Raw genomic sequence first — 26118 nt, forward strand, 5'->3', positions numbered from 1 at the left:
AAAATGGGACTTTCTAGAACGGTCGACCTCTGCGAGTTAGCTATTTTTCGTCACAGAGGGGCCGTGATTACGCTGTTTGCCTTGATGACCGGCTTTCTGTTGTACCAAGCCACCATGCTTCGTATGGATGCTGGTTTTATAAAGAATATCCCGTTGCATCACCCCTATATGAAAACCTACATGAAGCATCAAAAGGATTTTGGTGGTGCGAACTCCGTGTTGGTCGCGGTAAGGGCAAAGTCAGGCGATATATCTAACCCGAAATTTTTTAAGACATTAAAGAAAGTTCATGATCAACTGTTCTTTATTCCCGGTGTTAATCGCACCGCTGTATCGTCTGTCTATTCACCAAGCACGCGCTTTGTCGAAGTTGTAGAGGACGGTTTTGCCGGTGGCCCGGTTATTCCTGCTGACTTTGATCCTGATGATCTGCAGGATTTGGAGAAGGTAAGGGAGAATATTAATAAGGCCGGTATTGTCGGGCGTCTTGTTTCTGAAGATTTTTCAGCGGCCATGGTTCGGGCCAGCTTACTTGAGTTTAACCCTGAAACAGGAGAGAAGCTTGATGTATTGGCGCTAGCTTCGCAGCTTGAGGAACAGATACGCGCGGAGTATGGCGATGACGATATAGATATTCATATTATCGGTTTTGCAAAGATGATCGGTGACATCGCCGATGGCGCAAAATCTGTCGTGACGTTTTTTGCTATCGCTTTTGCCATCACGGCGGTCTTGGTGTTTATTTTTAGTGGCTCACTGCCGATGACTGTATTGGCGTTGTCATGCTCTCTCGTCGCTGTCGTTTGGCAGGTCGGATTGCTGACTGTGCTTGGCTTCGGCTTAGATCCTATGTCGATATTAGTGCCGTTTCTGGTGTTCGCTATTGGTGTGAGTCATGGCGTGCAGATGATCAATTCGGTTGGTCGGTTGTGCAGTCAGGGAATGACAGGGAAAGAAGCCGCACAACTCAGCTTCCGCAGATTGCTGGTACCAGGTGGGATAGCCTTACTCTCCGATACGATCGGTTTTCTCACCATTCTTTCTATAGATATCGGAATAATCCGTGAGCTAGCGATTACAGCTAGCTTAGGTGTTGCCGTTATTATTTTAACCAACCTCATTTTACTGCCAGTACTACTTAGTTATACGTTCAAATCAGCAAACGCAGATTGTCATACGGAACCTCGGGTTTCTAGAGTGAACTGGCTGTTCCAGATCGCTGCTATGTGTGCCGATAAACGGGTCGCTGCGGTAATCCTGATAGGTGCAGCTGTCTTGTTTGGCGCATCATGGAAATACGCTGAGAAGATGCAAATTGGTGACTTACAGGCGGGGGCGCCGCAGTTACATGCGGATAGTCGTTATAATCAGGATACTTTCTTAATCACAGAAAAATTTTCTGTCAGTGTTGACATTATTACCGTGATTACGGAAACCAAAGAGGAAGCCTGTACTTACCATGAGTACATGAATGCCATTGATGAATTTCAATGGCGCCTAAGTAGCTTACCTGGGGTGCAATCAGTTGTTAGTTTGCCTAGTATCGCAAAGAAGGTGAATGAAGGGTATAACGAGGGCAGTGCTCGCTGGCGAACGCTGCCGTTTGAAACCGCTTCATTGGTTCAAACTGTCGCCCGGGTCCCGACCTCTTCAGGATTGCTCAATGGTGACTGCAGTGTGCTACCTATCTATATTTTCCTTAAGGATCATAAAGCTAAGACGATACAAGACGTGGTTGACGCGGTAAAAGAACTACGTCGCGAATATGAACGTCCGGATCTTAGATTTAGGTTAGCATCGGGTCCGGTAGGGGTGATGGCTGCTAAAAATGAAGCGGTCAGCGCAGCACAAGCGCCAATGTTGCTGTACGTTTATAGCGCAGTGATTATTCTCTGCTTGATCAGCTTCCGTTCTTTACGCGCAACGATCTCAGTTGTGTTGCCGCTTTATGTCGTGTCGACGATGGCTCAGGCATTGATGACCATATTAGACATTGGTTTGACCGTCGCAACGTTACCGGTGATCGCTCTTGGTGTTGGCATTGGGGTTGATTACGGTATCTATATTTTGTCGACCATGGTCGGGCGGTTAAGCCAGGGCGTATCGGTTAAGACGGCCTATTTAGAAGCACTGCGAGAGCGTGGTAATGCCGTACTTTTCACCGGCTTCACCCTCGCTATCGGTGTCAGTACTTGGTTTTTCTCGGCGCTCAAGTTTCAGGTCGATATGGGTATTTTGTTAACCTTTATGTTCTTGGTGAACATGCTCGGTGCGATCATTTTACTCCCCGCATTGGCCAGTTTCTTTTGGCCAAAACAAAGCAAGTAATCGAGAAGGCCGCATTTGCGGCCTTTTTTGTAAAGTTTGCGAAACAAAACAAGTGATTGGACACATTGTAGGATCTCATATCTAAGCTAACCTAAGAGCTAAAGACCAGTTCAAAATAGTAAAGACAAAAACAAGGCACTGGTCTTATAACAACAAGCCTGCAAGGTGATATTTATGGCCCAACATGAAGCCAACTTCTCTGTACTCCTAGAACGATTGAATTCACTGATATATACCAAGCTTCCACAACAGGAAGCCGTTATGGTCGAGCAGTTAGCTCAACGTTTATATCGCAATATTTCTTTAGAGGATCTCGCTGGCCGCAGTGACAGTGATCTTTATGGCGGCGTGATGAGCCTTTGGCATCTGATGCAATCCCATGACCTTGAGCATCCAAGCATTGAAGTGTTTAACCCAGAAGTAGCAAGCCATGGCTGGCATTCAAACCACACCATCATAGAGTTAATTCAACAAGATACACCGTTCATGGTGGATTCGTTGCGGATGGCGTTAAAACGCCTGGGGATCACCGCCCACTTACTGCTCAATGCGCCGCTCTCGATAGAGGTGAAAGACGGCGAAATATCCGCGTTGCAGCAGCTTGATGCCAACGCTGAGCGCAACATAACCGCATTTCATGTCGAGATAGATCGGCAAACCTCAGAGAGTGATAGGCATAAGATAGCCGAAGAGTTGGCATCAGTATTTCGCGACGTAGCACTTGCGGTGGCAGATTGGATGCCAATGCAGACGCAACTGCAATCGGTGCTAGCCAGCCTTGAAAGCGCTCCGTTTCCAGGAAATGAGGAGGAGCGCCACGAGGCGATCGAGTTCTTAGCCTGGGTTAAAAACCATAACTTCACTCTGATGGGGTATCGAGAATACAAAGTCGAGGCGGTGAAAGGCGATCACATCTTAAGTCAGGTGGATGGCTCTAGCTTGGGCTTGATGCGCTCCAGCCATACTAAACGCTCACGTAATTTAAGCTCATTGCCGACCAGCGCCAGAGAAAATGCGTTAGATAGCAGCCTGTTGGTACTAACTAAGACAAACTCAAAATCGCGCGTTCATCGACCGGCATATATTGATTATATCGGTATCAAGCAATTTGACGGTAAAGGTAAGGTGATCGGCGAGCACCGATTTATCGGCCTCTATGCGGCGTCAGTTTATAACCAGAGTGCGACACAGGTACCGCTGATCCGTAATAAGCTTGAAAGAGTGATGGCAGGCTCTGGCTACGCCGTTGGCTCCCATGCCTACAAAGCGCTTCTGAATATTCTTGAAACTTACCCACGCGACGAACTATTGCAAAGCCCAGAGTCCGAACTGTTGAACATTGGGCTCGGCGTGCTGCAAATGCAAGAGCGTGACATGACTCGTCTGTTTGTGCGCCGGGATCTTTTTGGCAGATTCTTCTCCTGCATGGTTTATGTACCGAAGGAGCGTTACAACACATTGTTGCGACAACAAACGCAGTCGATTTTGAAGCGATACTTTAACAGCGTCGAACCGGTTGAGTTTACGACGTTCTTTTCAGAGTCGGTACTCGCGCGCACCCACTACATAGTGCATGTCAAAGATAATACGATGGATATCGATGTGAAGCAGATTGAACAGAACTTAATCGAAGCGGCGCGCTCATGGGAAGACAAATTCCAGGATGCACTACTTGGGCAATTTGGTGAGGAGGAGGGCAAAAGGCTGCATCAGAAATATGCTGACGGCTTTCCTCGCGGTTACAAAGATGATGTGCTTCCTGGTAGTGTACTCGCAGATATTGAACAGCTAGAACGTCTGACTGAACAACACCGTTTGGGTATGCTGTTTTACCGCGCTCAGGAGGAAAAACAGAGCTCAAAAGAGGTGAGGTTAAAGCTCTATCATCAAGACCTGCCGTTGCATCTTTCGGATATCTTGCCGCTATTAGAAAACATGGGCTTACGTGTAATTGGTGAGCGTCCATATAAGATCCGCGATAACAGCGGGTTGCTGCATTGGGTGCTCGAGTTTCATATGGCCCATACCAATGAAAAGCCACTCGATATCAGTAAAGTCCAGGGGCGCTTTGTTGAAGCGCTGAGCGGCGTATGGGATGGGATTTATGAAAATGATGGATTTAATCGGCTGATCTTAAGTGCCGGTCTAACTGGGCGACAGGTTTCTATGTTACGTGCATATGCCAAGTATATGCGCCAGATTGGCAGTAGTTTTAGCCAGCAATATATTGAAGAAACACTCTCGCGCTATCCAGCGATCGCCCGTCAACTGTTGGCAATATTTGAAACTAAGTTTAGTCCAGCGATTCAGCAAAGAGATCTCTCTCTATTATTGATTGAACTCGAAGCATCGCTTGAAAGTGTCAGCAGCCTAGATGACGACCGAATAATTCGCCGCTATGCCGAATTAGTTGAAGCGACATTACGCACTAACTACTACCAGGCGTTAAGCGATGGCCGTGATAAAACGTACATCTCTTTCAAATTGTCGCCTGAACATATCTCTGATGTGCCACTGCCGCTACCCAGATTTGAAGTGTTTATCTATTCACCGCGGGTGGAAGGGGTTCATCTACGCGGCGGTAAAGTAGCCCGTGGAGGATTGCGCTGGTCTGATCGTCGGGAAGATTTTCGTACCGAAGTGCTCGGCTTAGTTAAAGCTCAGCAAGTTAAAAATACAGTGATTGTGCCCGTCGGGGCGAAAGGCGGTTTTGTTTGTAAAAAATTACCTGGCAGCAATGACCGCGAAGCATTTCTAGCCGAAGGGCAAGCGTGCTACCGCACCTTTATTCGCGGTTTATTGGATATCACTGACAACGTAATTGAAGGCAAGGTCATTCCGCCGAGTAACGTGGTTCGCCATGATGAAGATGACACATATCTGGTTGTCGCGGCAGACAAAGGAACCGCCACTTTTTCTGATATCGCCAATGAAATATCCGCACAGTACGACTTTTGGTTAGGGGACGCATTTGCCTCAGGTGGTAGCGTAGGATACGACCACAAAAAGATGGGGATTACGGCTAGAGGGGCGTGGGAATCGGTAAAACGTCACTTCAGAGAGATCGGTGTCGATTGTCAGCAGGATGAGTTCACCTGCGTTGGTGTTGGTGATATGGCAGGGGACGTGTTTGGCAATGGCATGTTACTCAGTGACAAAACCAGGCTTATCGCGGCGTTTAATCATCAACATATTTTTATCGACCCCGCCCCTGATGCCGCTAGTAGCTTTGCCGAGCGCACGCGCTTGTTTCATTTAGCTCGATCCAGTTGGAGCGACTATAACCAAACATTGATCTCGAAAGGCGGTGGCATATTCGAACGCAGCGCCAAGGCGATCCCTTTAAGTGCAGAGATCCAAACCCTTTTAGGTAGCACTGAACGGTCATTAACGCCGACAGAGTTGATAAAGCAACTGCTGCAGATGCCTGTTGACCTGTTGTGGAACGGCGGTATCGGTACCTACATCAAATCCGAAGCTGAGAACAACAGTGATGTTGGCGACCGTGCTAATGACGCCGTGAGGGTTAATGGCCAGCAGGTAAAAGCGAAAATTGTTGGTGAGGGCGGAAATCTTGGCGCCACGCAGCTTGGACGTATTGAATACGCCGCCAAGGGGGGCCGGGTTAACACCGACTTCACTGATAACGTTGGCGGTGTTGACTGTTCTGACAACGAAGTGAATATCAAAATTCTACTAAACACCTTAGTGAATAATGGCGATCTAACGGTAAAACAGCGCAACAAACTGTTGTACGAAATGACTGATGATGTGAGCCGTATTGTATTGGACAACTGTTACCGTCAAACCCAAGGTTTGTCGGTATCGCAGCTACGTGACGAAGAACAAGTAAAAGAATACCAGCGCTTTATCCATGCAATGGAGCGCGAAGGATTGCTCGATCGCAACCTCGAGTTTTTGCCTAACGACGAAGAGTTAGCAGAACGACTACTCGCAGGGAAAGGGCTGACGAGACCTGAACTCTGCGTGTTGTTGGCTTATGGCAAAATGTACCTTAAAGAGCGTTTATTGGTGCCGGAAGTGACAGATGTCGGCTACCATAACCGTTCACTGGTAGGGGCCTTCCCAGCTCAGTTGCAAAAGAAATACAAAAAGCAGATGCAGCATCATCCGCTTCGGGCAGAGATCATTGCGACACAGATCGCCAATGCCTTGGTTGATGATGTGGGCTTTAATTTTGTCGGCCGACTACAAGACGAAACGGGTGCATCAGAGGCCGAAATCGCGAACTGCTATACCATGGCCCGCGAAGTGTTTCAGCTGGAATACTTATGGCAAGCAGTGTCTGTTTGCGACAATAAGATCCCGGCGATCGTACAAAGTGAATTGCTGTTTCAAATGCGTCGAATTATCCGCCGCGCCACACGTTGGTTTCTGCGTCACCGCGATAGAACACTCACTATTGAGCAGACGATAAAGCGTTATCAACCGACCTTTGATGAACTGCGCAATAACCTCGCCGAGTACCTGATTGATGATGAGGTTGCAGAGCTTTCTCAAGCTATTTCGCAATTGGAGCGCGAAGGACTGCCGACAGAGGTTGCCACCCACATGGGGCAGCTTAGTACACTGTTTTCAGCGTTGGACATCGCCGAAGTTGTCATTGAATCAGAGCGTCCAATCACGTTGGTGGCGGATGTCTATTTCAAACTCGGTGCCCGACTTGATCTGCACTGGTTCCTGAAACAGATCTCGGAGCAACCCGTCTCGAATCACTGGCAAGCGTTAGCCCGAGCCTCTTTTAGAGAGGAACTTGATTGGCAGCAGCGCGCTTTATCTATTGTGGTGTTGCGATACTGTAGCGGCCTATGCGAGCCTTTAAAAATGCTGGACACCTGGTTTACCGAGCATGAAAAAGAGATCCAGCGCTGGTTCCATATGCTTGGTGAATTCCGTACCAGTCAAAGCCATGAGTTCGCCAAGTTCTCAGTCGCCTTGCGTGAGCTTATGCTTCTGAGTCACAATTGCGAACCGAAATAAGAGCTGGGTGCCATCGCGGCACCCGCAACAGATAACGGTTAATGATGCTGTATAAATTTGCGCGTGCCTTTCTTTTCGCCCGTGATCCGGAATGGGCTCACGATTTTACGATCCACCGCTTCAGCCAATTGCGTGATAGCTGTCTGTTGTCGCTATTACGCCAAAACCTGCCAGCTAAACCGGTCACGGTGATGGGGATCGAATTCCCTAATCCCGTGGGCTTGGCTGCGGGCCTTGATAAGAACGGTGAATGCATCAATGTATGGGATGCGTTAGGTTTTGGTTTCGTGGAGATAGGCACCATTACTCCTAGAGCACAGCCGGGTAATGATTCTCCTCGGATCTTCCGCTTAGTGGAGCATCATGCGTTGATTAATCGCATGGGCTTTAATAACAAAGGCGTTGATCACCTTGTTGATGAAGTGAAAAAGTCCAACTTCAAAGGTGTTTTGGGAATAAATATTGGCAAAAATAAAGACACACCAGTCGAGCAGGGCAAAGATGACTATCTCATCTGTATGGATAAAGTGTATCCGCATGCATCCTATATCGCTGTCAATATCTCATCACCTAACACGCCGGGTTTAAGAAGCCTGCAATATGGTGAAGCGCTCGATGAGCTGCTCGCTGCATTAAAGCTGCGACAAAGCGAGTTAGCTAAAATCCACGGTAAATACGTGCCGTTGGCAGTTAAAATCGCCCCCGATCTTGATGATGAGGAGCTCGCGCAAGTGGCGACATCCTTGATCAATCACAATATCGATGGTGTCATTGCGACGAACACGACACTAGAAAGATCGGCGGTAGCAGGACATAAGCATGCCGATGAAGCAGGGGGGCTTAGCGGGCGTCCAGTAGCACAAAGCAGCACACAAATAATCAGTAAATTAAGTGCCCTGTTAAAAGGCGAAATACCGATAATTGGTGTCGGTGGTATCGACAGTGCTGAAGCCGCTCAAGACAAGATCAACGCTGGCGCCAGTTTGGTACAGCTGTATACCGGCTTTATTTATGAAGGCCCACCGCTAATTAAAGATATCGTCAACCGACTGAAACTCTAAACTGATAGTTAATTAAATAACGTGGCTTAACGGCCACGTTATTTTTTATCACACTTTTTTATTAAAACACTTGCTTAACTTGGCCATGGTAAAGACAATGGCCGCATATAAAAAATACAATAAAACTAATAGAATAGAGTAAATAGATGTTAATGCAGCCTAGACAGGGATGGCGCTGGTACTTCGATGAGTCGGCAGATCGCTTATGTGTCGCTCTAGACGATGATATGCATTTTAAGACGCATTTTCGTCGTAAACAGCTTTGTCCCGTTGCGCTTCAGTCGCAACCATTCTCAACGGATGATGCAAAAGAGTACCACCAGATTTTGGAAGTGCTTCTGGCCTATAAGCTGTTGCCTCAGCCGCTGCTTGTCCAGTGTGCGCTTAATGCCGTTGCGGCAAAACGTTTCTTATTGCCCATGATGCCGAAAAGCTGGTTTTTTACTCCTGGTGCAGCACAACTTAATGTTCATGACGATTTGTTGGTTGAGTTGCAGTGTCTGAGTGGGGCGGTCGGGCAATTTTTGGTGCTGGAAACGACGGAGCAGGCGTGCCTGTGTATGCTTTTAGATGACTCAATCGCTTTGAGTGATAGTAAATCGATGCAGATGTTTGATTGCATCAAAGTGATGAACGATCGCGTAGTGGGTTATGTAAGTACCAGTCAATCTTTTACCGGCTCGCAAATCGCCTAACCATTTTTATCCCTATCCGGTTAGGCGTCTTCAATATCCCTTCTGTTAAGCAGCCAATAAGCTAATCCTCCGTAGCCAATCGTTTGCAACCAAAGCAACGAGTACTGAGGAAGGATCTGCGAAAAATCTGCGCCCATCTGGTTGAGCATAAGAAAGCTTTGGATCGCCGGGGTTGATGGTACGAGATTGGTTAACCAAACTAACAGCGGCGGGACTGAGGACAGTGGCCAGATAAAGCCTGCACTGAACGCTAGGATTAGAGAACTGAGCAGCACAAGTAGAGATAAGATCTCTGGTCGTCGAATCAGCTGCCCAAGTACAACGCCCAAAGCAATCACGGATAAGATGAATGGAATTATTAATCCCCACAGCTCTAATGGCGAAGCTAACCGGGTGATGTCATAAAACTCGAAGGCAAAACCAAAATAGTAGAGCGCTCCGAGTGCATAAATTCCCCCAAAGGTCAGCACACGAACGATAAGTAACCGCCATATTGGTATTTGCAACCAATAACCTTCGCTCCGCTTCTTGCTGTGGTTTTGATGACTGCTTAATTCGCCGACGGCCATCAACAGCGTCTGATGCAAAATAAGTACAAAGACTGCAGGGACGACATAATTGACGTAACCCATGGTGCTGTTGAATACCGGTTTCACATTGAGTTGTAGCGGTGAGTACTGTTTTTCTGCACGGGGTAGTGCATCGCCGGATAGTATGTGGTTTAACACCTTAACTTCAGCTCCCAGCGTACCTGCGGCTTTCGCCATCCCTTCAACGACGGTGCTGTAAATCAAAAAATAGCTGGCGTTGCCAGCATAGCCAAGCACGGGGCTCTTACCCAGCAACAGGTCGCGGTAGAAGTCGCTTGGTATGACCAATATGCCACCAGCTTCACCACTGAGCAGCATGGTTCGCGCTTCCGCGATGGTATGCACGCGCTTCACCACTTTAACTTCCGGCGTGGCATCTAGCATCCGTTCTAACTTGCGACTAAGTTGGCTGCCATCCTCATTAACAATCACAGTATGTTGTTCACGTGGCACTTGGTTGGAATAGGGCAAGGGGTAAAGAAACGAATAGGCAACAATGCCTCCGAAGATGGTAAAAGCAACTGAGAAGTCACTTAAAATCGCCCTAAATTCGAGTCGGAATAACTGTAACCAAGCCACTATTTAGCACTCCACCGACTGATGTTGATTCGCCTTGTCGGTGAGAATCACCAGAACAAACGCGGCGCAAAGCGGTGTAAACAGTGCACCTAACCAACCCAGCTGCGGCAAAGATTGCATCAATGTCGCTGCGTAATTAGCCTGCATTATCTGAAGTTCAACATAATGGCTCACTGGTAACATGTTGCGCCAGATCTGAGCCATTAACGGCATATCGGAGGATGGGAAAGTTACCCCCATAAATGCAAACGCAGGGGCTGTGTAGCCAGAAGCAAGGCTCATGGCATGTGATGCATTTTTAAATATCAGAAAGAGCATCGCCCCCACACCCTGGCAGGCAATAATCATTAGCAGTTGTCCAAGCAATAAAATTAGCCAACTGCCATGCATTGGCCAGCCAAGTAAATCATACATAAAGATGAGAAAAGCAACGCCCATTGCCAGATGAAGAAGGGTGTATGGCAGTAATTTAGCCGTTAAGGTTAAGATCGGTGTACCGTTTAACCAAGTGTGCAACTGGCCAGCCTTAATACTGGCATTCAGCGCCAGAACGGCTGTTACGACAATAACAATTTGCCAGATGGCCGGGATTGCTGCGGTAACAAGGAAGTGCCCGTAGTTACTATTGCTGTTAAACAGTGGTGTTATTTGTCCGCGGATCGGCACCGCTTTCGCGAAAGCCTGTTTAATTTCTGGGCTTGAATTAGCCATGTTTTTAAACAGATCAACGCCAGCAGAAAAGGTGCCATGGGCTTGCATCAATGCCGAATTAACTAACTTGGCAACCAGTAGCACCTGACCATTAGTAAATGCAGTGACTTGGGGAGGGAAACCTTTGATGGTCTTCTTTTCCAAACCAACCGGCACAACAATCAGCGCATATATCTCACCGCCCCGCAGTGCAAGTGTACCTGATGCCACATCATCGTATTCATCGCTGATAGCAATCACCGAGTTGGCATCATAGTAACGCACAAGCTGCCGAGACATGGCCGACTTATCGAGGTCAACCACGCCTACTTTGACATCACTGGCCACACTGGCGGAAAAAATATACCAGAAGGTTAGAAACAGCAGGGGTGGTAACCAAAATAGGAGCGCCTTAAGCCAAAAGTCGCCGCGAATAAGCTGCCACTCTGCATGCCATTTTGATTTAAACCCTTCCATATTAATAGCTAGCAAGCACACTCATGCCTGCTCGCAACCCTGGAATGGGTGTGACAGGCCTAGCTTCAACTTCAAATGTGCGCATATCAAAACCTTGGCTACTGTCCGTACTACGCCACGTGGCAAAATCGCCCATGACTGCAACATGGTGCACCTTAAAGGTAATGCTTTGCTCCCCTAACGCCGGGATAACGGCTTCAAATTCACTATCTTTATTAAAGCGTTTAAGGCGATCTTCACGAACATTAAACACCGCCCAGGCGTCGTTCATATCGATCAGTGTGACGACAGGGAACCCCTGTGGCGCAAGTTCGCCTGGACGCAATAAAACGGCACTGATTTCACCACTGTGACGACTGTTAACCTGGGTATCTGCAACATAGGCTTCAACCTCGGCAACAATGCCTGCCGTCATTCTGGCATTGGCTTGCGCCGCCCGTTGTGTTTCTTTCCGCGCGCCTTCCTGCGCCATTTCGTATAACTGCCGTGCTGTACTCTCGGTATATTTTGCTGCCTGCCACTCGGTATACACTTCGTCGCGTTTCTGCTCCGCCAAAACGCCATCTTGGTAAAGGTTGTCGATCCGCTGATAAGTCTTCTCAAATAGTTTGGCGGCGGCTTTTGCCATAAGCCATTGATCTTTTGCTGCTGCGATCGCCTGGCGGCGGGCACCATTTAGGGCTTCATCAGCCAGCGCTGACGCAGCCTCGTTGCCAGCCTTTGCCTGGGACAGCTTAGCGGCGAGTTCAGGGCTGTTGATGGTAAATATTGCTTGGCCGACCGTGACAGAGTCCCCTTTCTTTACCAGAAGTTCACCGATACGACCGGGCACCTTGGAAGAGACACTATATTGACGCGCTTCAATCTGGCCTTGTAGTCGCATAGGTTGCGGTTGATAGGCGAGGTAAAAGCGGTAACCGAGCCAACAAACTATCAGGAGTAGAGCTGTAATGATGGCGACTATTTTAAATTGGCGCATTACTGAACCTCGGGCGCAGAATTGTTTTGGTAGCTTTCAAAGTTATTAATTCCACCACTGATGGCCATTAACTGAGAGAGTGAAATAACATAATGATATGAGGCGACAAGACGCTGAGTTTTAATAGAGGCTAAAAAAAGCTCGGCATCAATAACATCGATAGAAGTGGCTAACCCTTGGGAAAATGCTTTGCTACGTAGATGAAGGTTTTCTTCCGCCAACGCAATACTGCTTTTTAAACCCGCATACTCTTCTAGTGCCTGCTGCGACTCACGGTATGTTTTTTCTACCAGCGTCGTCAGGTCTCGTGTCGCCTGAGCGCGCAGGTAATCCACTTGTGTCACAGTGCTGTGTGCCGCATTAAGCTTGCCGGAACGCCCACCAGGATCCAACAATGGCACACTGACTCCAACACCGACAATCCAGTCAGGTCTTAGGTCGGAAACAATGGAGTCATCTTCATAAACATTGTACTCACCGAAGAGGTAAACGTCGGGATAATAGTTACCTTGTTCTACTTTCACTAATCCCTTGGCTTGCTCACGTTTGGCTGATAATAAATTGAGTCCGGGGTAAGTGGCTAAGGTGTTGCGTAAGAAGTCAGATTTTGGCGGAATAGTTTCATTGGTAAACAGCGCACTACTGGGGATGGTATTGTCCTGTGATTTAATCATTTGCGTTAATGCTATTTGAGCAATTTCGACTTGGCGCTCCGCTTTTTTCCGCTCAACGGTTGCTCTATCAAGGGAAGCCTCAGCCTGCAGCCGTTCAACTTTGGCGATCTGACCTTGTGCCTCATATTTCAAGGCGATGTCGCGATGTTTTTGCAGGCCTTCTTCGACCTGTACCCGTGTGCGTAATACCTCTTTCGCCAATACCGTACCAAAATAGATTTTTGCTAAGTCTTCAAACTTGGCGTGTTGTTCCATCTCTAACAGATGCCTAGCTTCTTCTGTCCGATAGTGGGCAATATCTTGTGCTGCTTCAATCTTAAATCCAGTAAAAACAGGCCAAATAGCCGTCACAGAGCTTTTGAACTGGCTCTGCTTGGCTATCTGTGTCGTGAGGGCCTCATTAAGTTCACCTGCTACATTTGGGAACAGCTCACCAAGATCTGGCGCATTGTTCATTCGATCAAGGATTTGAGAAGGCTTTAATTCTATGTCGTCATCAAAGTAGGTGTATCGACCACGGAGATCGACTTTAGGTAGGTAGAGATCACCTGCAGCGTCTTGTAAGTGTTTATTCTTATCAATATTGGCACGCTCAGCGGCGAGGCCGTCGTTGTTTTTAAGCAGCGCCTGCCATGCTTCGGAAAAACTGACACTCTCAGCAGCAGATGGCAACGCTAGCTGCCATAAAGCCAATAAGAGTGCCATTGAAAACGATCTGTTCCCTGATAACTGAATAACGCTCACTTCAATTTAATCCTTTAAGCTAAACAATACGTTATTAAAAAAACAAAATAGTTTTATTAGTTAGTGCAGCTTATTTATCCGTTCCCACATTTGACTTAACTCATTGAACACCTGCGCATCGCTGCCGGGCAGTTCTAAAAGCTTTAACCGAGAGATAGTCGATTCTGCGAGATCGAGCTGACTTTGGTTGTGATGCTCACTGCGCCTGATTTTAATAAGCACCTTTAATAAGCTAATGGCTAACTTATAGTTTTTCGGTGATAACTGAAGTGCTTGCTCAAGAACATTGGCTGCGGGAGTCAGTTTGTTCTTTTTATAGAACTCCACGGCCATGGAGTTAAGTTGCTTCGGCGTAAAATGGATCTCTTCACGCTCATCGGCTTCCTGTTCAACATACTTTCCTACCACCTGGCTGGTCAGCGTATCACCGCCTATCTGACGCTTTATCGCTTCAAGTAGCTTCATGGACTCTTCGCGCATGTTGAGTTCATGGAAGACTTTTACTTTATCTAGGTTATCTTCGATAGAAACGCTTGGGCGCAAGGAGACGTGGTTCTCGACCATTTTTTTAGCTTTATCTTCTTCGTTGCGTGCATTGTGCAAGCGTGCCTTTGAGATCACTATCTGTTCTTTAAAGTAATGTGCGTCTTCGTAGTCTTGTTCAATTTGGTTTAGCTTCCGTTCTGTTTCTGCCAAGATCGTTGTCGCTCGGCTATCTGTCAATGAGTTAGCAAAATCGATCCCAGCACGTATCACGTTCAGCTGTAGCTCCGGTGAGTCATGTATTGAGTTGCGTGCATACTGCGCCATGTTTTTAGTCGCAATATATTGCCCTTCATGATCATGGGTTAAACGAGCTAAGTCCCATGACTTCTTATTGCGTTCAATATTTCGAGGGGCGAGGGCAGTTGCCTTTTTTATCTCGCTGTAGGCGCGTTCGTAGTCTTCAGCTTCAATATAGTACTCAGCTAACATCTCATAAGTCGCAAAGCGCGTTTCCGGTTGCGTGGTTAGCTTCGCCAGTAACTCGTCAATTTCAGCTAATTTCTCCTGCTTTAGCAATGACTTAACAAAACCGATGTAGGTCCAGGGGTATTTATAGCTACAAAGAAGATCACGGTAGAATAGTTCGGCACTGCCGAATTCACGCAAATTCAACAGCGCTTCCGCTTTCATGCGCAGCAAATTGGCCTGATATTTTTTTAGTTCAGGAGAAAGAAGATGGCGTTCCGCATAATAGATGACCTTAGAGTAGTTACCACAATCTATAGCTTGATAGATATTGAATAGCTTCTGCTTGATCAGCAGTGTCGCCTCTAGTCGTGATTGCACTGCTTTTGCGGATAGAGGTTTTACCCAAAAATCATCTGGCTGAAGTTCAACAATGCTATTAACAAGCGCTTCACTGGTCTCAGAGCTAAGGAAGATAAGTACGGTTCGCTTATTGACGTACCCTTTAAACTTCAACTCTTCCAGCAGGTGGAAGCCATCTTTATCACTATTTACATTGAAAGCACAGACAACGACGTGAAAGTTATTTTCTTCACACAGACGCAGACCATGGAAGGCGTTCTGTGCACTTTTGATGTTCCTTATCCCCATTCCTTCAAATGCAGCTTTGAGCGTGTCATGAACGATAGGGTTGTCATCTATGATCAGGACATTTAGGCCTGGAAGGTTATCTAGCTCGCTATGGTCAACCGCATTCATTTATTAGCTACTTTAGAGGAGTTTTGTTAACAATATTAAAACAGAGTATACAAGTCAGCGGGAAAAGGTGGCAGTCCGATCGTTTATGTTTATGCGCAGGGACGCACATTTTGTTAACGCATAACTGCTATGGCAGGGAATAGCTAGTTTAAGGTAAGGGGAAAATACTCATTGTTGAGTTAAGGTGGATATTGCTGAAAATTGGTTGCGGGAGCCGGATTTGAACCGACGACCTTCGGGTTATGAGCCCGACGAGCTACCAGACTGCTCCATCCCGCGTCCGAGGAGGTGTATCACTATAAACAAGTAGTTGGTTGCGGGAGCCGGATTTGAACCGACGACCTTCGGGTTATGAGCCCGACGAGCTACCAGACTGCTCCATCCCGCGTCCGAAGACACTACTCTTTGCATATATTCGGCAACCAAGTAACTGAATGATTCAGGAAATTGGTTGCGGGAGCCGGATTTGAACCGACGACCTTCGGGTTATGAGCCCGACGAGCTACCAGACTGCTCCATCCCGCGTCCGAAAATATCTCTCAGTACGCAACCAAGTCCTGGTGTCTTTTCCGAAGAAAAAGAATTGGTTGCGGGAGCCGGATTTGAACCGACGACCTTCGGGTTATGAGCCCGACGAGCTACCAGACTGCTCCATCCCGCGTCTGAGAGGGACGCATCATAGGGAAGTGATCTGTGAGATGCAAGCACTAGTTAATCGTTTGCTGCATCTTTAGCCAGACAAAGACATTCTATGTGGTTTTCTCTATAATGCGCTGTCCTTTTTCTCGCAGCCGAACATTTATGACCCTGCCATTTTTTATTACTGCCCCTTTAGGCACTGAAGACCTTGTAGCGCGCGAAGCCGAACAGTACGGCGCCGCCGAAGTAAAAGTTACGCGTGCTGGCGTTAGAGTCGAGGCGGAAACGGCATTCATTTATCGTTTTTGCCTTAATAGCCGAGTCGCTTCTCGTTTACTATTTCGATTAGGTGAATATGACGTTAATAGCGCTGATTCACTGCATGCGGCGGCAAAACAGATCGATTGGCAACAGCATATGCATGCAGATGCGACGATCGCAGTTCATTTCGATGGCACCAATGATTGGATGCGGAATACCCAATTTGGTGCGCAAACAGTTAAGGACGCGGTTGTAGACTATATGCGTGATGCTGGGTTGCCACGGCCTAATGTTGATAAAACCCATCCTGACCTGCGTATTCATGCTTATTTGCATCGTGATCGGATCAGTTTGGCGATCGACCTCTCCGGGCCACTGCATATGCGTGGCTATCGCGACAAAGCAGGTAAAGCACCGATGCGCGAAACACTTGCCGCAGCTATGTTAATGCGCGGTAATTGGCAAGCAAGTGATGATCAGCCTTTAGTCGATCCCATGTGCGGTAGTGGCACTATTCTGATTGAAGCGGCCATGATGGCGGCGAATGTTGGCCCGGGTTTGCTACGAGATTTCTTCCCGTTTCAACGCTGGCCGTTGGCAAATCAAAATGAATGGAAGTCGGTACGAGATGAAGCAGAGATAAAGGCGAAAGAAGGGCGCGCAACAACTGGCAAACGCTTCTTTGGCTTAGATCTCGACCGCAGCGTACTCGGGCTGGCAAAAGATAATGCCCATGCAGCAGGTGTCGGTCACCTGATCAATTTCGCTTATGGTGACATAGCAGACTTGACCAATAAGTACGGCGCCCAAGGGACGGTGATCTCTAATCCGCCATATGGCGAACGTCTTGGTACGTTGGCTGAAGTGCTTGCCTTGCATTATCAGTTCGGCACCCAGTTAAAGGCACACTTTGGTGACTGGCGTGCATTGATATATAACATTGATGGCAGCTTATTGAACCAGTTGCGCATGCGGGCAGATAAAAGGCACACACTTTACAACGGTCAACTGAAAGGCACGTTAGCCAGCTATCAGATTAGTAGCAGTGAGCCGAAACCTATCGCAGAAGACTTTATCAATCGTGTGAAAAAGAACATGAAGCGATTGAATAAGTGGATTAAACAGTCGGATACCGATTGCTACCGTGTCTATGACCGAGATTTACCCGAATATAACCTAGCTATCGATTTCTACGGTGATTGGGTGATCGTTCAGGAGTTTGCGGCACCGAAGACGATAGATGAAAAGAAAGCCCAAAACAGGCTAAATGATGCGCTAGTCGCACTTGCAGATCTGCCGCAAGTGGACAGTCGCCAGATCGCGTTGAAAACCCGAATGCGGCAACGGGGCGCACAGCAATATGAGCGCCAGCAACAAGCTAACGTCTGGTTTAAAGTTAACGAGGGACAGTGCCGCTTCTGGATCAACCCGCTTGATTATCTAGACACTGGTTTATTCCTTGATCATCGCACTGTGCGCATGGAGCTTGGTGCTATGGCCGAGGGCCAACGGGTACTGAATCTTTTTTGTTACACTGGCACTGCGACCTGCCATGCTGCCAAAGGCGGTGCAACTTCGTCAGTTAGCGTAGACATGTCCCGCACCTATTTGGACTGGGCAGCTCGAAACTTTGAACTCAACGGCATGGATCCAAAACAGCATCAGCTAATTAAGGCTGACTGCATGAAGTGGTTAGTTTCAACTTCTGACCGCTTTGATCTGATTTTTATAGATCCGCCAAGCTTTTCCAATTCGAAGAAGATGGAAGGGCATTTTGATGTACAACGTGATCATGTGGAATTGCTAGCCTACGCAAGAGAATTGTTAACCCCTGGTGGGGTGATCGTATTTTCTAACAACCTTCGCGGCTTCAAGCTAGATAGCGAAAAACTGGCAAAATACGACTTGTCTATACAAGACGTGACAGAGGCCAGCCTGCCAGAAGATTTTAAACGAAATCAACGAATTCACCACTGTTTCCTATTGGAGTGTGAGCGTTGATTGAGGCAATCCTCTATAGCACTGATGGTTGTCACCTTTGTCAGGAGGCGCAGCAGTTATTAGCACCTTTGGTTGATAATGGCATGCAGCTGAGAGTCGTTGACATAATGGATAATGATGACGACTTGCAGCGTTTCCGCATTCGTATTCCGGTATTGGCACTAAACCATTCTATTGAACTTGATTGGCCGTTTGATATTCAGCGTGTCCAGCATTCTATTGAGAGTATTTCATGACCCTGCTTGTTTTAGAGGACGCTTGCCTGGCATACGGCCAGGTACCTTTGTTAGAAAACGCAAACTTTACCATTGAAGCTGGCGAGCGAGTTTGTTTGGTTGGCCGCAATGGCGCTGGAAAATCCAGCTTAATGAAAGTGATTTGTGGTGATGTCCAGCTAGATGATGGCCGGCTGCAATTGCGAAGCGATGTGCGCATGGCACGCTTAGATCAAGACCCGCCGGCGAAAGCTGACGTTACAGTCTTCGACTACATCGCTGGCGGGCTAGGAGACACTGGTAATCATCTGCGTGATTTTCAGGCACTGAGCTTGTCTATGGATGCTGATGATGCGGCCGCCATGTCGAAACTTGCTGATTTGCAAAGTAAACTCGATGCAGTTGATGGTTGGAGCTTTCAAAGCCAGATTGAAACAATTGCGAAGCGACTCGAATTGGATATTAACGCTGATCTGGCCAGCCTCAGTGGTGGTTGGTTGCGGCGAGTAGCGCTTGCTCGCGCATTGGTCACGCAACCCGATCTGTTGCTACTTGATGAGCCTACTAACCATCTGGATATCGACGCAGTACTCTGGCTAGAGCAATTTATCACCCAGTTTAAGGGTGCGATCATCTTTATTAGTCACGACCGAACATTTATCCGTAAGCTGGCAACTCGTATCGTTGATCTTGACCGAGGCGTGCTAACGAGCTGGCCGGGAAATTATGACAAGTATCTGGAAGGTAAGGCGACCTGGCTGGAGACTGAAGCGAAACATCAAGCTGAGTTTGATAAACGGTTAGCAGAAGAAGAGAAGTGGATCCGCCAAGGGATCAAAGCGCGACGCACTAGAAATGAAGGAAGGGTGAGGGCGCTCAAAGCGATGCGGCAGGAGCGTAGCGAACGTATCGAACGCCAGGGTCGCGCAGCGATGCAGATTAATGAAGGTGAGAAGTCGGGTAAATTGGTCTTCGAGCTTAAAGAGGTCGCATTGTCCCGTGGCGATAAGTTGCTGTTTGATGGTATGACGACACAAATCATGCGCGGTGATCGTATCGCACTGGTTGGCCCCAATGGTTGCGGTAAATCGAGCTTAATTAAGATGCTTCTTGGCGAAATCTCCGCCACTCAAGGTGCATTCCGTTGTGGCACGAAACTGCAAACTGCCTACTTCGACCAATACCGTGATCAGTTAGACCCGGATAAAACTGTAGTCGATACGGTCGCTGACGGTCGCCAAGAGTTCGAGTACCAAGGGCGTATGCGTCACGTGCTTGGCTATCTTCAGGACTTTTTGTTTGCACCGAAACGGGCGTTACAACCCGTTAGAGCTCTATCCGGCGGCGAAAAAAACCGACTGCTGTTAGCAAAGCTTTTCCTAAAGCCTTCTAATTTGTTAATTCTTGATGAACCTACAAATGATCTGGATGTCGAAACGCTGGAGTTGCTAGAAGAGTTGGTTGCTCAGTATCCCGGTACGGTTTTATTGGTAAGTCATGACCGTGCTTTTATCGATAATGTGGCAACGAGTTGCTGGCGCTTTGAAGATACCGCAGGCCTTAATATTCATGTCGGCGGGTATTCAGAGCTGCCGATGTTGGAAAATGGCCTAAAACGTGAAGCAAGCGCCGAAACGAAACCAAAACCAACGGTTAAGGCTTCTGCACCAAAAACCAAAAAGTTATCATACAAGCTGCAGCTTGAGCTGGACGGATTGCCGCAACGCATTGAGGTCTTAGAGCAACAAGTAGCCGAATTACAAACACAGATCAGTGAGACCGAATTCTTTTCCCAACCTGTCGCTAAAACGCAGCCGGTTCTTGATTCACTCAATGCAGTGGAGAAAGAGCTTGAAAGTGCTTTCGAACGATGGGAAGAGCTTGATTCACAAGCCAACGGTTAGCTGAAATTAGGGTAGACCAATGCGTATAAAACAATTATCAACCGCTTCTTTTCTTCTCAGTTTTATTCCTCTGAGCGCAACAGCGGTTACCTACACAGTCGAAGACCTTGGTACTGTGGACAATGTAAAAAGCAGTTACGCAATGAAGAGTAATGCTGCCGGCGACGTTGCCGCAACTGCAAAGGATCGATTCGAGCCCAACCTCGGTATAGATCCGGAAGATGGTGATGATGAACTTGACGATGATATTGACGATAACATTAACGACGATATCAACGACGAAATTGAAGACGATGATGATGAAGATGAAGATTACCTAGAGCCGCCCCAAGGAAATGAAGTTGCATTTGCTACTGATGGTAATGTAACCCAGCGCTTGGTTATTTTTGACGAAATAGAAGATGAAACCAACGAGCTTTCGGGTAGCACCAATGATATCGCTTTTGCTATTAACGATGGGCAGATGATCGTCGGCATGGGTACCGCACCTTATTATGCTATTCCCTACACTGAGGAGGATGGTGATGAGCTCACCTATTTTGCCCGTGACTTCCAAGCTAGAGGTTATGTTTATGTAATAGATGAAGCCCTGCCTCTGTTGGCACCAAATATAGAATATGGTGGTGTCAGTGTAGCTTCAGACATTAATAACAGTAATTTAGTTGTCGGTTATGCCAGCATAGATCTGACTGAGTCGAGCCGTGAATACGCAGAAGAGAGTTGCCCCGAACAGGATGTCCCGTTAGCAGTATGTACTCGATCGCTAAACTATCAGTTACGCGCTTATCAATGGCAGCTAGATGACCAGGGTAACGTTTTATCATCGAAAGATTTGGGGATGCTCGCTACCCCGGATGAAGATGACGAACGACAGTTTATCAGTCAAGCACTCGCGGTAAATGCGCAGGCTGTCTCAGTTGGGATGAGCTACGCATTTGAGGACGGTGACGACGATTTTATTCGTACATATGCAGCAATTTATCAAAATGACCAGGTGATCGATATTACTGATCCTGATGAGTATCGCGCCAGTGTCGCTTACGACATCAGTGATGAGAATGCGCAAGGCATCAGCTATGTTGTTGGTGATGTGACGCGTCTTATTAATGGTTATTGGCGGAGTAAGTTTTTCTATTATGAGTTGGGTAAAGAGGGAGCCGAATTGATCTCTGCCTATGGTGACAACTCGCCGGTGACAGATTTCTATAACGGTTCATCCAGTACCGCGCGTAGCGTCAATAGCAGCGGCTATGTGGTTGGTTTCGGCGAATACGAAAGGGTCAATCCGCAAATACCACGGCGCAAGCACGCTTTCGTTTATGACATCAACACCAACACATTTAGTGATATTAACGCCTTATTACCTTGCGATTCAGATTATGAGATCGTCGAAGCTAACCATATTGATGAAGAGAATAACATCATGGCTGTAGCTCTAATCACTGTGCCAGCAGTAGATGACGAGGGAGAGCCGATTATTGGTGATGATGGCGAACAAGAAACTGAGAATGTTGCGAGAGCCGTCCGATTGACCGTTGACCTTGATGGCATTCCAGAGATTTGCCCTGAGGAAGAAGAAGAATCATTTTCCCGTTCAGGCGCCGCAAATAGTTTTGTTAGCTTCTTGGGCTTGCTAAGCGCCGCAATCCTGCGTAGACGCTGGCTTATTCGAAAAGTTGATTAACTAATAGCCAATATGACTTTGTGTCATCATGTTGTCTGACTGAGTATATAAGTGTAGGCGGGCTGTCACCGGCGCGCTTTCTTCTGAAAAACGAGGATGACACTGTATGATGAAACGGCAAAAAAGAGATCGTATGGAGCGTGCACACGCTCGTGGTTATCAAGCTGGCGTAATAGGTCGTTCAAGAGAAGACTGTCCGTACCAAAGTATTGAGCCTCGCTCTCAATGGATGGGGGGATGGAGAGAAGCGGTAGAAAACAGAACCGCAGGTATTACCCCTAAGTGACAAGTATGTTCTATCGATAAGCCCACATCACAGTGGAATCAAAAAAGCCCCTCGGAAGGGGCTTTTTTTCGCCTGTATCAGCGATTAGAAAGTCGTTGTATCAGTGAAAAGACCCACTTTAAGATCTGTCGCTTCATAGATCTTCTTACCATCAACTTCAACGATACCGTCACCGATACCCATTACGAGTTTACGGCGGATAACACGCTTCAAGTCGATTTTATAGGTGACTTTCTTTGCTGTTGGCAACACTTGGCCGGTGAACTTTACCTCGCCCACACCAAGTGCGCGACCACGGCCTGGGCTGCCGCCCCAACCGAGGAAGAAACCAACCAGCTGCCACATCGCATCAAGGCCCAAACATCCCGGCATCACAGGATCACCAATGAAATGGCAATCAAAGAACCACAGGTCTGGAGTTACATCTAGCTCGGCGATCAATTGACCCTTACCAAATGCGCCACCGTCGGCGTTTATCTCGATGATGCGATCCATCATGAGCATATTAGGCACTGGCAATTGAGCATTGCCCGGCCCGAATAACTCACCACGACCACAGGCTAATAGTTCTTCTTTGCTGTAACTTGATTGCATGATTTCTTCCATTACCATTTTAGGCGGCTAGATTAGCGAACAGGTGTACGCTGAACAACTCCGATCAGCGGAAATATTACTTCCATGGGTTTAACATAGACCAAATCGATGGTTTTTCGTGGCTATGAATACTGTCAACTCGCCGTTGAATACGACCGAATACCGATTCATCGCCATAGTCACCGAATTCATCTAGTTCACCGGCAGGCCTTGCCATCGTTAACGCGATCGCTTCTTCCACTGTATCAACGGGATATAGTTTCAACTTATCATTGGTGATCGCTTCAATTGTTTCTTCTGACAAGTTTAATTCGTTAGCATTCGCTTTCGGTAGGATCACACAGACATTTTGCTCTGGTGCCATACGTTTTGCCACATGCCAAAAACCTTCAATTTTTTCGTTTATACCGCCGACCGCCATGACCTGACCGAACTGATCGATCGCACCTGTCACCGCAAAACTTTGGTCGATCGGCAGGTGGCTGAACGAAGAGAGCAGGGCGAGTAACTCTGCTAGCCCTGCGCTGTCACCGTCTACGTGATAATAGCTCTGCTCAAACACTAAACTGCAGGACAGGGGTAAAGGTGTATCCCTTGAAAACAAGCTATGCACAACAGCACTTAAAATCATGGTGCTTTTAGCGTGAATATTGCCAGCCATGTCAGCTTTACGCTCGATATCGATGACATCACCATCGCCGATATGAACGGAGGCCGTGATCCGAGCTGGCTCTCCAAACTGTTCACCTGCAGCATCAATCACGGTCAAACCATTAATTTGGCCTATCTGTTTACCGGTCAGTTGCAATTTCACCTGACCGGACTCAATGCCATACATATGTTCATCAGCAACAAGGCTCAGTCTTTTCTTAGAAGCAGCGATCGCTTTCTCTATGTGCTTCTTATCCAGCTGCAACGATTTTTCGGCATGACAGTAATGACAGGCTTGTGCCATCAAATTACCCAGCTCTCTGCTGGTGAGTAACAGCCGTTTGTTATCTTCACATTGTCGAGACGACCAAAGTAACACTGAATCCAGCGCCGAGTCGGACAGCGGCAGTAAACCTCGTGCTTTGGCTAACTGTTTGATATACAGCCGGTATTTTAGATGGTCAGCGGAGCTATCTACTTGAAAAACACTTCTTATATCGCAGATAAGTGAGAAAAACTCAGTGAATTCAGGATCTTGAAGTTCTAATTCGGCTAAACATTGACGATCACCTATAAGGATCAAGCGAATATCTAATGGCACGGGTTCAGGGTTAAATGCTGTGGCAACGTGTTGACCTTCAAGTGGCAACCAATCGAGCATCCCCGTCAAAATAACCGCTTTTAGGCGTCCCCAGATATCAGGACGCTCAATGAGATGTTCAGCTTTTATAACCAAAACACCACCATTGGCCAGGTGTAATAGCCCGGGTTGCAATAGTTGCTGATTGGTAATGACAGTGCCGGCTTGTGTTTCGTAGCGGATCTCACCAAACAAGCGGCGCTCATCCAAGCGATAGCAATGTATTAAAGGAAACTCATTGACTTGGCTATGACTCACTAATACCGCAGGGCTCATATCCACATCAGTATCAGCCAAGGCCAATTCAGCGAGATAACCCCTTAAATTTTCAGTATCACCGTAGGCTGCAAGAATCGACTCAAACGATGGGCCTTGAGCATCTGATTGCAACGCTTGATAGTACTGATTAATCTCTTGGCAAAAAACTTCTGCAGATGCAGGAGGTAGCGAAAGTAAACGTGGGCAATAAGGATTGTTTGCTCTTGGTACGTAAACCCAGTCTCGGCTAGCCAATTGGTGCTCTGCAGATAAGCCTTGTGACAAAAGATCAGCTATTAAAGATTCGTCGTCAAAGCCGCCACGGGAATTAAAGAATATGTGTTGGCCGCGGCACGCGTCGGAGAAGGCGATGGAAATAGTTTCGACGGCTGCTGTCTGACCGAGCGACAAGTCGACTTGGCAGGCTGAAGTATCGCGGGTGTCAGGCGCTAAGGGCTGCTTTAAAAATTCTGGGCCGATGGCAGAGGCTGGCAGTGGGTTTGGCGTTTTAAGCAAAGGGATCCTCAATAGCTAGTGATATCAAACGTCTAATGAGTGAAGTATACGATACAGTGGTGAACGAAACATCCTATTTGCATGTAGCGCCAATGCGAAGTGCGCATAATGTATATTATGTTAAATCACCAATTATTAGACGCTACCGTTTATCGCCTTGCATTAGGATGAGCGTGACAAATATTTTAGATGGGATCAGGACAAACAACCCTCCGCCAATAAGTAACGCAACCCAACGAATGGATGCAACGCCACCTGTACTGGCGAGATCGGTAAACAAAAATATAGACACACCCGTAGCGACCATTGCGATACCCAGTACCATCAAGCAATTAAATAACCACTTCCACTTCTGTTCGCTCACGGTGTTCTCTGTATGTAGTTAGTTAATGCATTAATAATGCGAGGACCGTTAGCGCTGTATGATGAGCTAAAACAAAAATGGTGCAATATCTTGTCGATGAATGCGTGGCAATGACTAGTTCGGCCCTGAAAAAACGAACTGAAATTCTATTACTTCGGCGTTAGCTTTCTGAACTTCAAGTGTCAGTATCCAGCGCATATCGTTTTGGGTGCAACTCGCTAAATACATATCACCTTTAAAATGCCCCACTTTATGTTGGTCGAGCAATACGGGGATGTATCCCATATACATATTGTCACCAGTCAGTTGGCTACCGATGACAACAGCTGATGACTCAGAAAGCATTATGTTTATCGGTAGTGGGATCTCATTGGCGTACTCTTCTTGTTCCAGCCAAAACGCAGCAGTTATCCCTGCGACTGTTGTATTGCATTTAGTTAGTTGTGGGCGACAATCATTACTATCCAGGTTTTTTGGTGCATCGTGCTCACCACAAGATTGCAAAGTAAAGACGATAAAAACTACCAACAAAAATGGTGAAAGCTTGTGGAATGTATTCATTAGCATGCGCTTTCTC

Annotated in this window: 18 protein-coding genes and 4 tRNA genes; 9 read left to right on the forward strand and 13 right to left on the reverse strand. The window is 47.2% G+C overall.

The window, feature by feature from the left end; genetic code table 11:
• Window positions 1-3: 3 nt before the first annotated feature.
• From DU002_RS01450 to DU002_RS01465, 4 genes are all read left to right on the forward strand, one after another.
• The gene (locus tag DU002_RS01450) at window positions 4-2328 is read left to right on the forward strand and encodes an efflux RND transporter permease subunit (protein ID WP_114336571.1); all 2325 of its coding nucleotides are present in this window, start codon (window positions 4-6) and stop codon (window positions 2326-2328) included.
• Window positions 2329-2502: 174 nt separating this feature from the next.
• On the forward strand, window positions 2503-7329 hold the full coding sequence (locus DU002_RS01455) for an NAD-glutamate dehydrogenase (protein WP_114336572.1): 4827 nt from the start codon (window positions 2503-2505) through the stop codon (window positions 7327-7329).
• A gap of 44 nt (window positions 7330-7373) precedes the next feature.
• Window positions 7374-8390, forward strand: coding sequence for a quinone-dependent dihydroorotate dehydrogenase (pyrD, locus tag DU002_RS01460; RefSeq protein ID WP_114336853.1), 1017 nt, complete (start codon window positions 7374-7376; stop codon window positions 8388-8390).
• 146 nt (window positions 8391-8536) lie between these two features.
• The gene (locus DU002_RS01465; protein ID WP_114336573.1) at window positions 8537-9085 is read left to right on the forward strand and encodes a cell division protein ZapC domain-containing protein; all 549 of its coding nucleotides are present in this window, start codon (window positions 8537-8539) and stop codon (window positions 9083-9085) included.
• 20 nt (window positions 9086-9105) lie between these two features.
• Here the strand turns inward: DU002_RS01465 and DU002_RS01470 are convergent, their stop codons facing one another.
• From DU002_RS01470 to DU002_RS01510, 9 genes are all read right to left on the reverse strand, one after another.
• The gene (locus DU002_RS01470; protein ID WP_114336574.1) at window positions 9106-10254 is read right to left on the reverse strand and encodes an ABC transporter permease; all 1149 of its coding nucleotides are present in this window, start codon (window positions 10252-10254) and stop codon (window positions 9106-9108) included.
• 3 nt (window positions 10255-10257) lie between these two features.
• A complete protein-coding gene (locus tag DU002_RS01475; RefSeq protein ID WP_147271755.1) occupies window positions 10258-11436 on the reverse strand; it encodes an ABC transporter permease in 1179 nt (392 codons plus the stop codon).
• Complete coding sequence (locus tag DU002_RS01480) at window positions 11423-12400, reverse strand: HlyD family secretion protein (protein ID WP_114336576.1); 978 nt, start codon at window positions 12398-12400, stop codon at window positions 11423-11425. The genes DU002_RS01475 and DU002_RS01480 overlap by 14 nt, the downstream gene beginning before the upstream one ends.
• The gene (locus DU002_RS01485) at window positions 12400-13779 is read right to left on the reverse strand and encodes a TolC family protein (RefSeq protein WP_114336577.1); all 1380 of its coding nucleotides are present in this window, start codon (window positions 13777-13779) and stop codon (window positions 12400-12402) included. The genes DU002_RS01480 and DU002_RS01485 overlap by 1 nt, the downstream gene beginning before the upstream one ends.
• 99 nt (window positions 13780-13878) lie before the next feature.
• Window positions 13879-15528: a response regulator gene (locus DU002_RS01490; RefSeq protein ID WP_114336578.1), complete on the reverse strand. Its 1650-nt coding sequence runs from the start codon at window positions 15526-15528 to the stop codon at window positions 13879-13881.
• Between the two features lie 202 nt (window positions 15529-15730).
• Window positions 15731-15807, reverse strand: a tRNA-Met gene (locus DU002_RS01495).
• A 32-nt stretch (window positions 15808-15839) separates the two neighbouring features.
• Window positions 15840-15916: transfer RNA gene (locus DU002_RS01500), tRNA-Met, on the reverse strand.
• 60 nt (window positions 15917-15976) lie between these two features.
• A tRNA-Met gene (locus tag DU002_RS01505) sits at window positions 15977-16053 on the reverse strand.
• Between the two features lie 59 nt (window positions 16054-16112).
• Window positions 16113-16189: transfer RNA gene (locus DU002_RS01510), tRNA-Met, on the reverse strand.
• A 140-nt stretch (window positions 16190-16329) separates the two neighbouring features.
• On the opposite strand from DU002_RS01510, the gene rlmKL reads away from it, so the two are divergent.
• From rlmKL to rmf, 5 genes are all read left to right on the forward strand, one after another.
• The gene (gene rlmKL, locus DU002_RS01515) at window positions 16330-18429 is read left to right on the forward strand and encodes a bifunctional 23S rRNA (guanine(2069)-N(7))-methyltransferase RlmK/23S rRNA (guanine(2445)-N(2))-methyltransferase RlmL (protein ID WP_158537927.1); all 2100 of its coding nucleotides are present in this window, start codon (window positions 16330-16332) and stop codon (window positions 18427-18429) included.
• Window positions 18426-18665, forward strand: coding sequence for a glutaredoxin family protein (locus tag DU002_RS01520; RefSeq protein ID WP_114336580.1), 240 nt, complete (start codon window positions 18426-18428; stop codon window positions 18663-18665). The genes rlmKL and DU002_RS01520 overlap by 4 nt, the downstream gene beginning before the upstream one ends.
• Window positions 18662-20548: an ATP-binding cassette ATPase Uup gene (uup, locus tag DU002_RS01525; protein ID WP_114336581.1), complete on the forward strand. Its 1887-nt coding sequence runs from the start codon at window positions 18662-18664 to the stop codon at window positions 20546-20548. The genes DU002_RS01520 and uup overlap by 4 nt, the downstream gene beginning before the upstream one ends.
• Window positions 20549-20567: 19 nt before the next feature.
• Window positions 20568-22232, forward strand: a complete 1665-nt coding sequence (locus DU002_RS01530) for a DUF3466 family protein (protein WP_114336582.1) — start codon at window positions 20568-20570, stop codon at window positions 22230-22232.
• Between the two features lie 109 nt (window positions 22233-22341).
• Window positions 22342-22518 carry a ribosome modulation factor gene (rmf, locus tag DU002_RS01535; protein ID WP_114336854.1) on the forward strand — a complete coding sequence of 59 codons (177 nt, stop codon included), beginning with the start codon at window positions 22342-22344 and terminating at the stop codon, window positions 22516-22518.
• A gap of 84 nt (window positions 22519-22602) precedes the next feature.
• Here rmf and fabA read toward each other — a convergent pair whose 3' ends face one another.
• The 4 genes from fabA to DU002_RS01555 all read right to left on the reverse strand — a co-directional run bounded on the left by fabA (window position 22603) and on the right by DU002_RS01555 (window position 26102).
• Complete coding sequence (fabA, locus tag DU002_RS01540) at window positions 22603-23112, reverse strand: 3-hydroxyacyl-[acyl-carrier-protein] dehydratase FabA (RefSeq protein ID WP_233496362.1); 510 nt, start codon at window positions 23110-23112, stop codon at window positions 22603-22605.
• A gap of 76 nt (window positions 23113-23188) precedes the next feature.
• Window positions 23189-25177 carry an AAA family ATPase gene (locus DU002_RS01545; protein WP_158537928.1) on the reverse strand — a complete coding sequence of 663 codons (1989 nt, stop codon included), beginning with the start codon at window positions 25175-25177 and terminating at the stop codon, window positions 23189-23191.
• A gap of 142 nt (window positions 25178-25319) precedes the next feature.
• Window positions 25320-25541, reverse strand: a complete 222-nt coding sequence (locus DU002_RS01550) for a hypothetical protein (protein ID WP_114336584.1) — start codon at window positions 25539-25541, stop codon at window positions 25320-25322.
• A 114-nt stretch (window positions 25542-25655) separates the two neighbouring features.
• Window positions 25656-26102 carry a hypothetical protein gene (locus DU002_RS01555; protein ID WP_114336585.1) on the reverse strand — a complete coding sequence of 149 codons (447 nt, stop codon included), beginning with the start codon at window positions 26100-26102 and terminating at the stop codon, window positions 25656-25658.
• Between the last annotated feature and the right edge of the window lie 16 nt (window positions 26103-26118).

This window comes from Corallincola holothuriorum (genome assembly GCF_003336225.1).
In the GTDB taxonomy this organism is placed as follows: domain Bacteria; phylum Pseudomonadota; class Gammaproteobacteria; order Enterobacterales; family Neiellaceae; genus Corallincola; species Corallincola holothuriorum.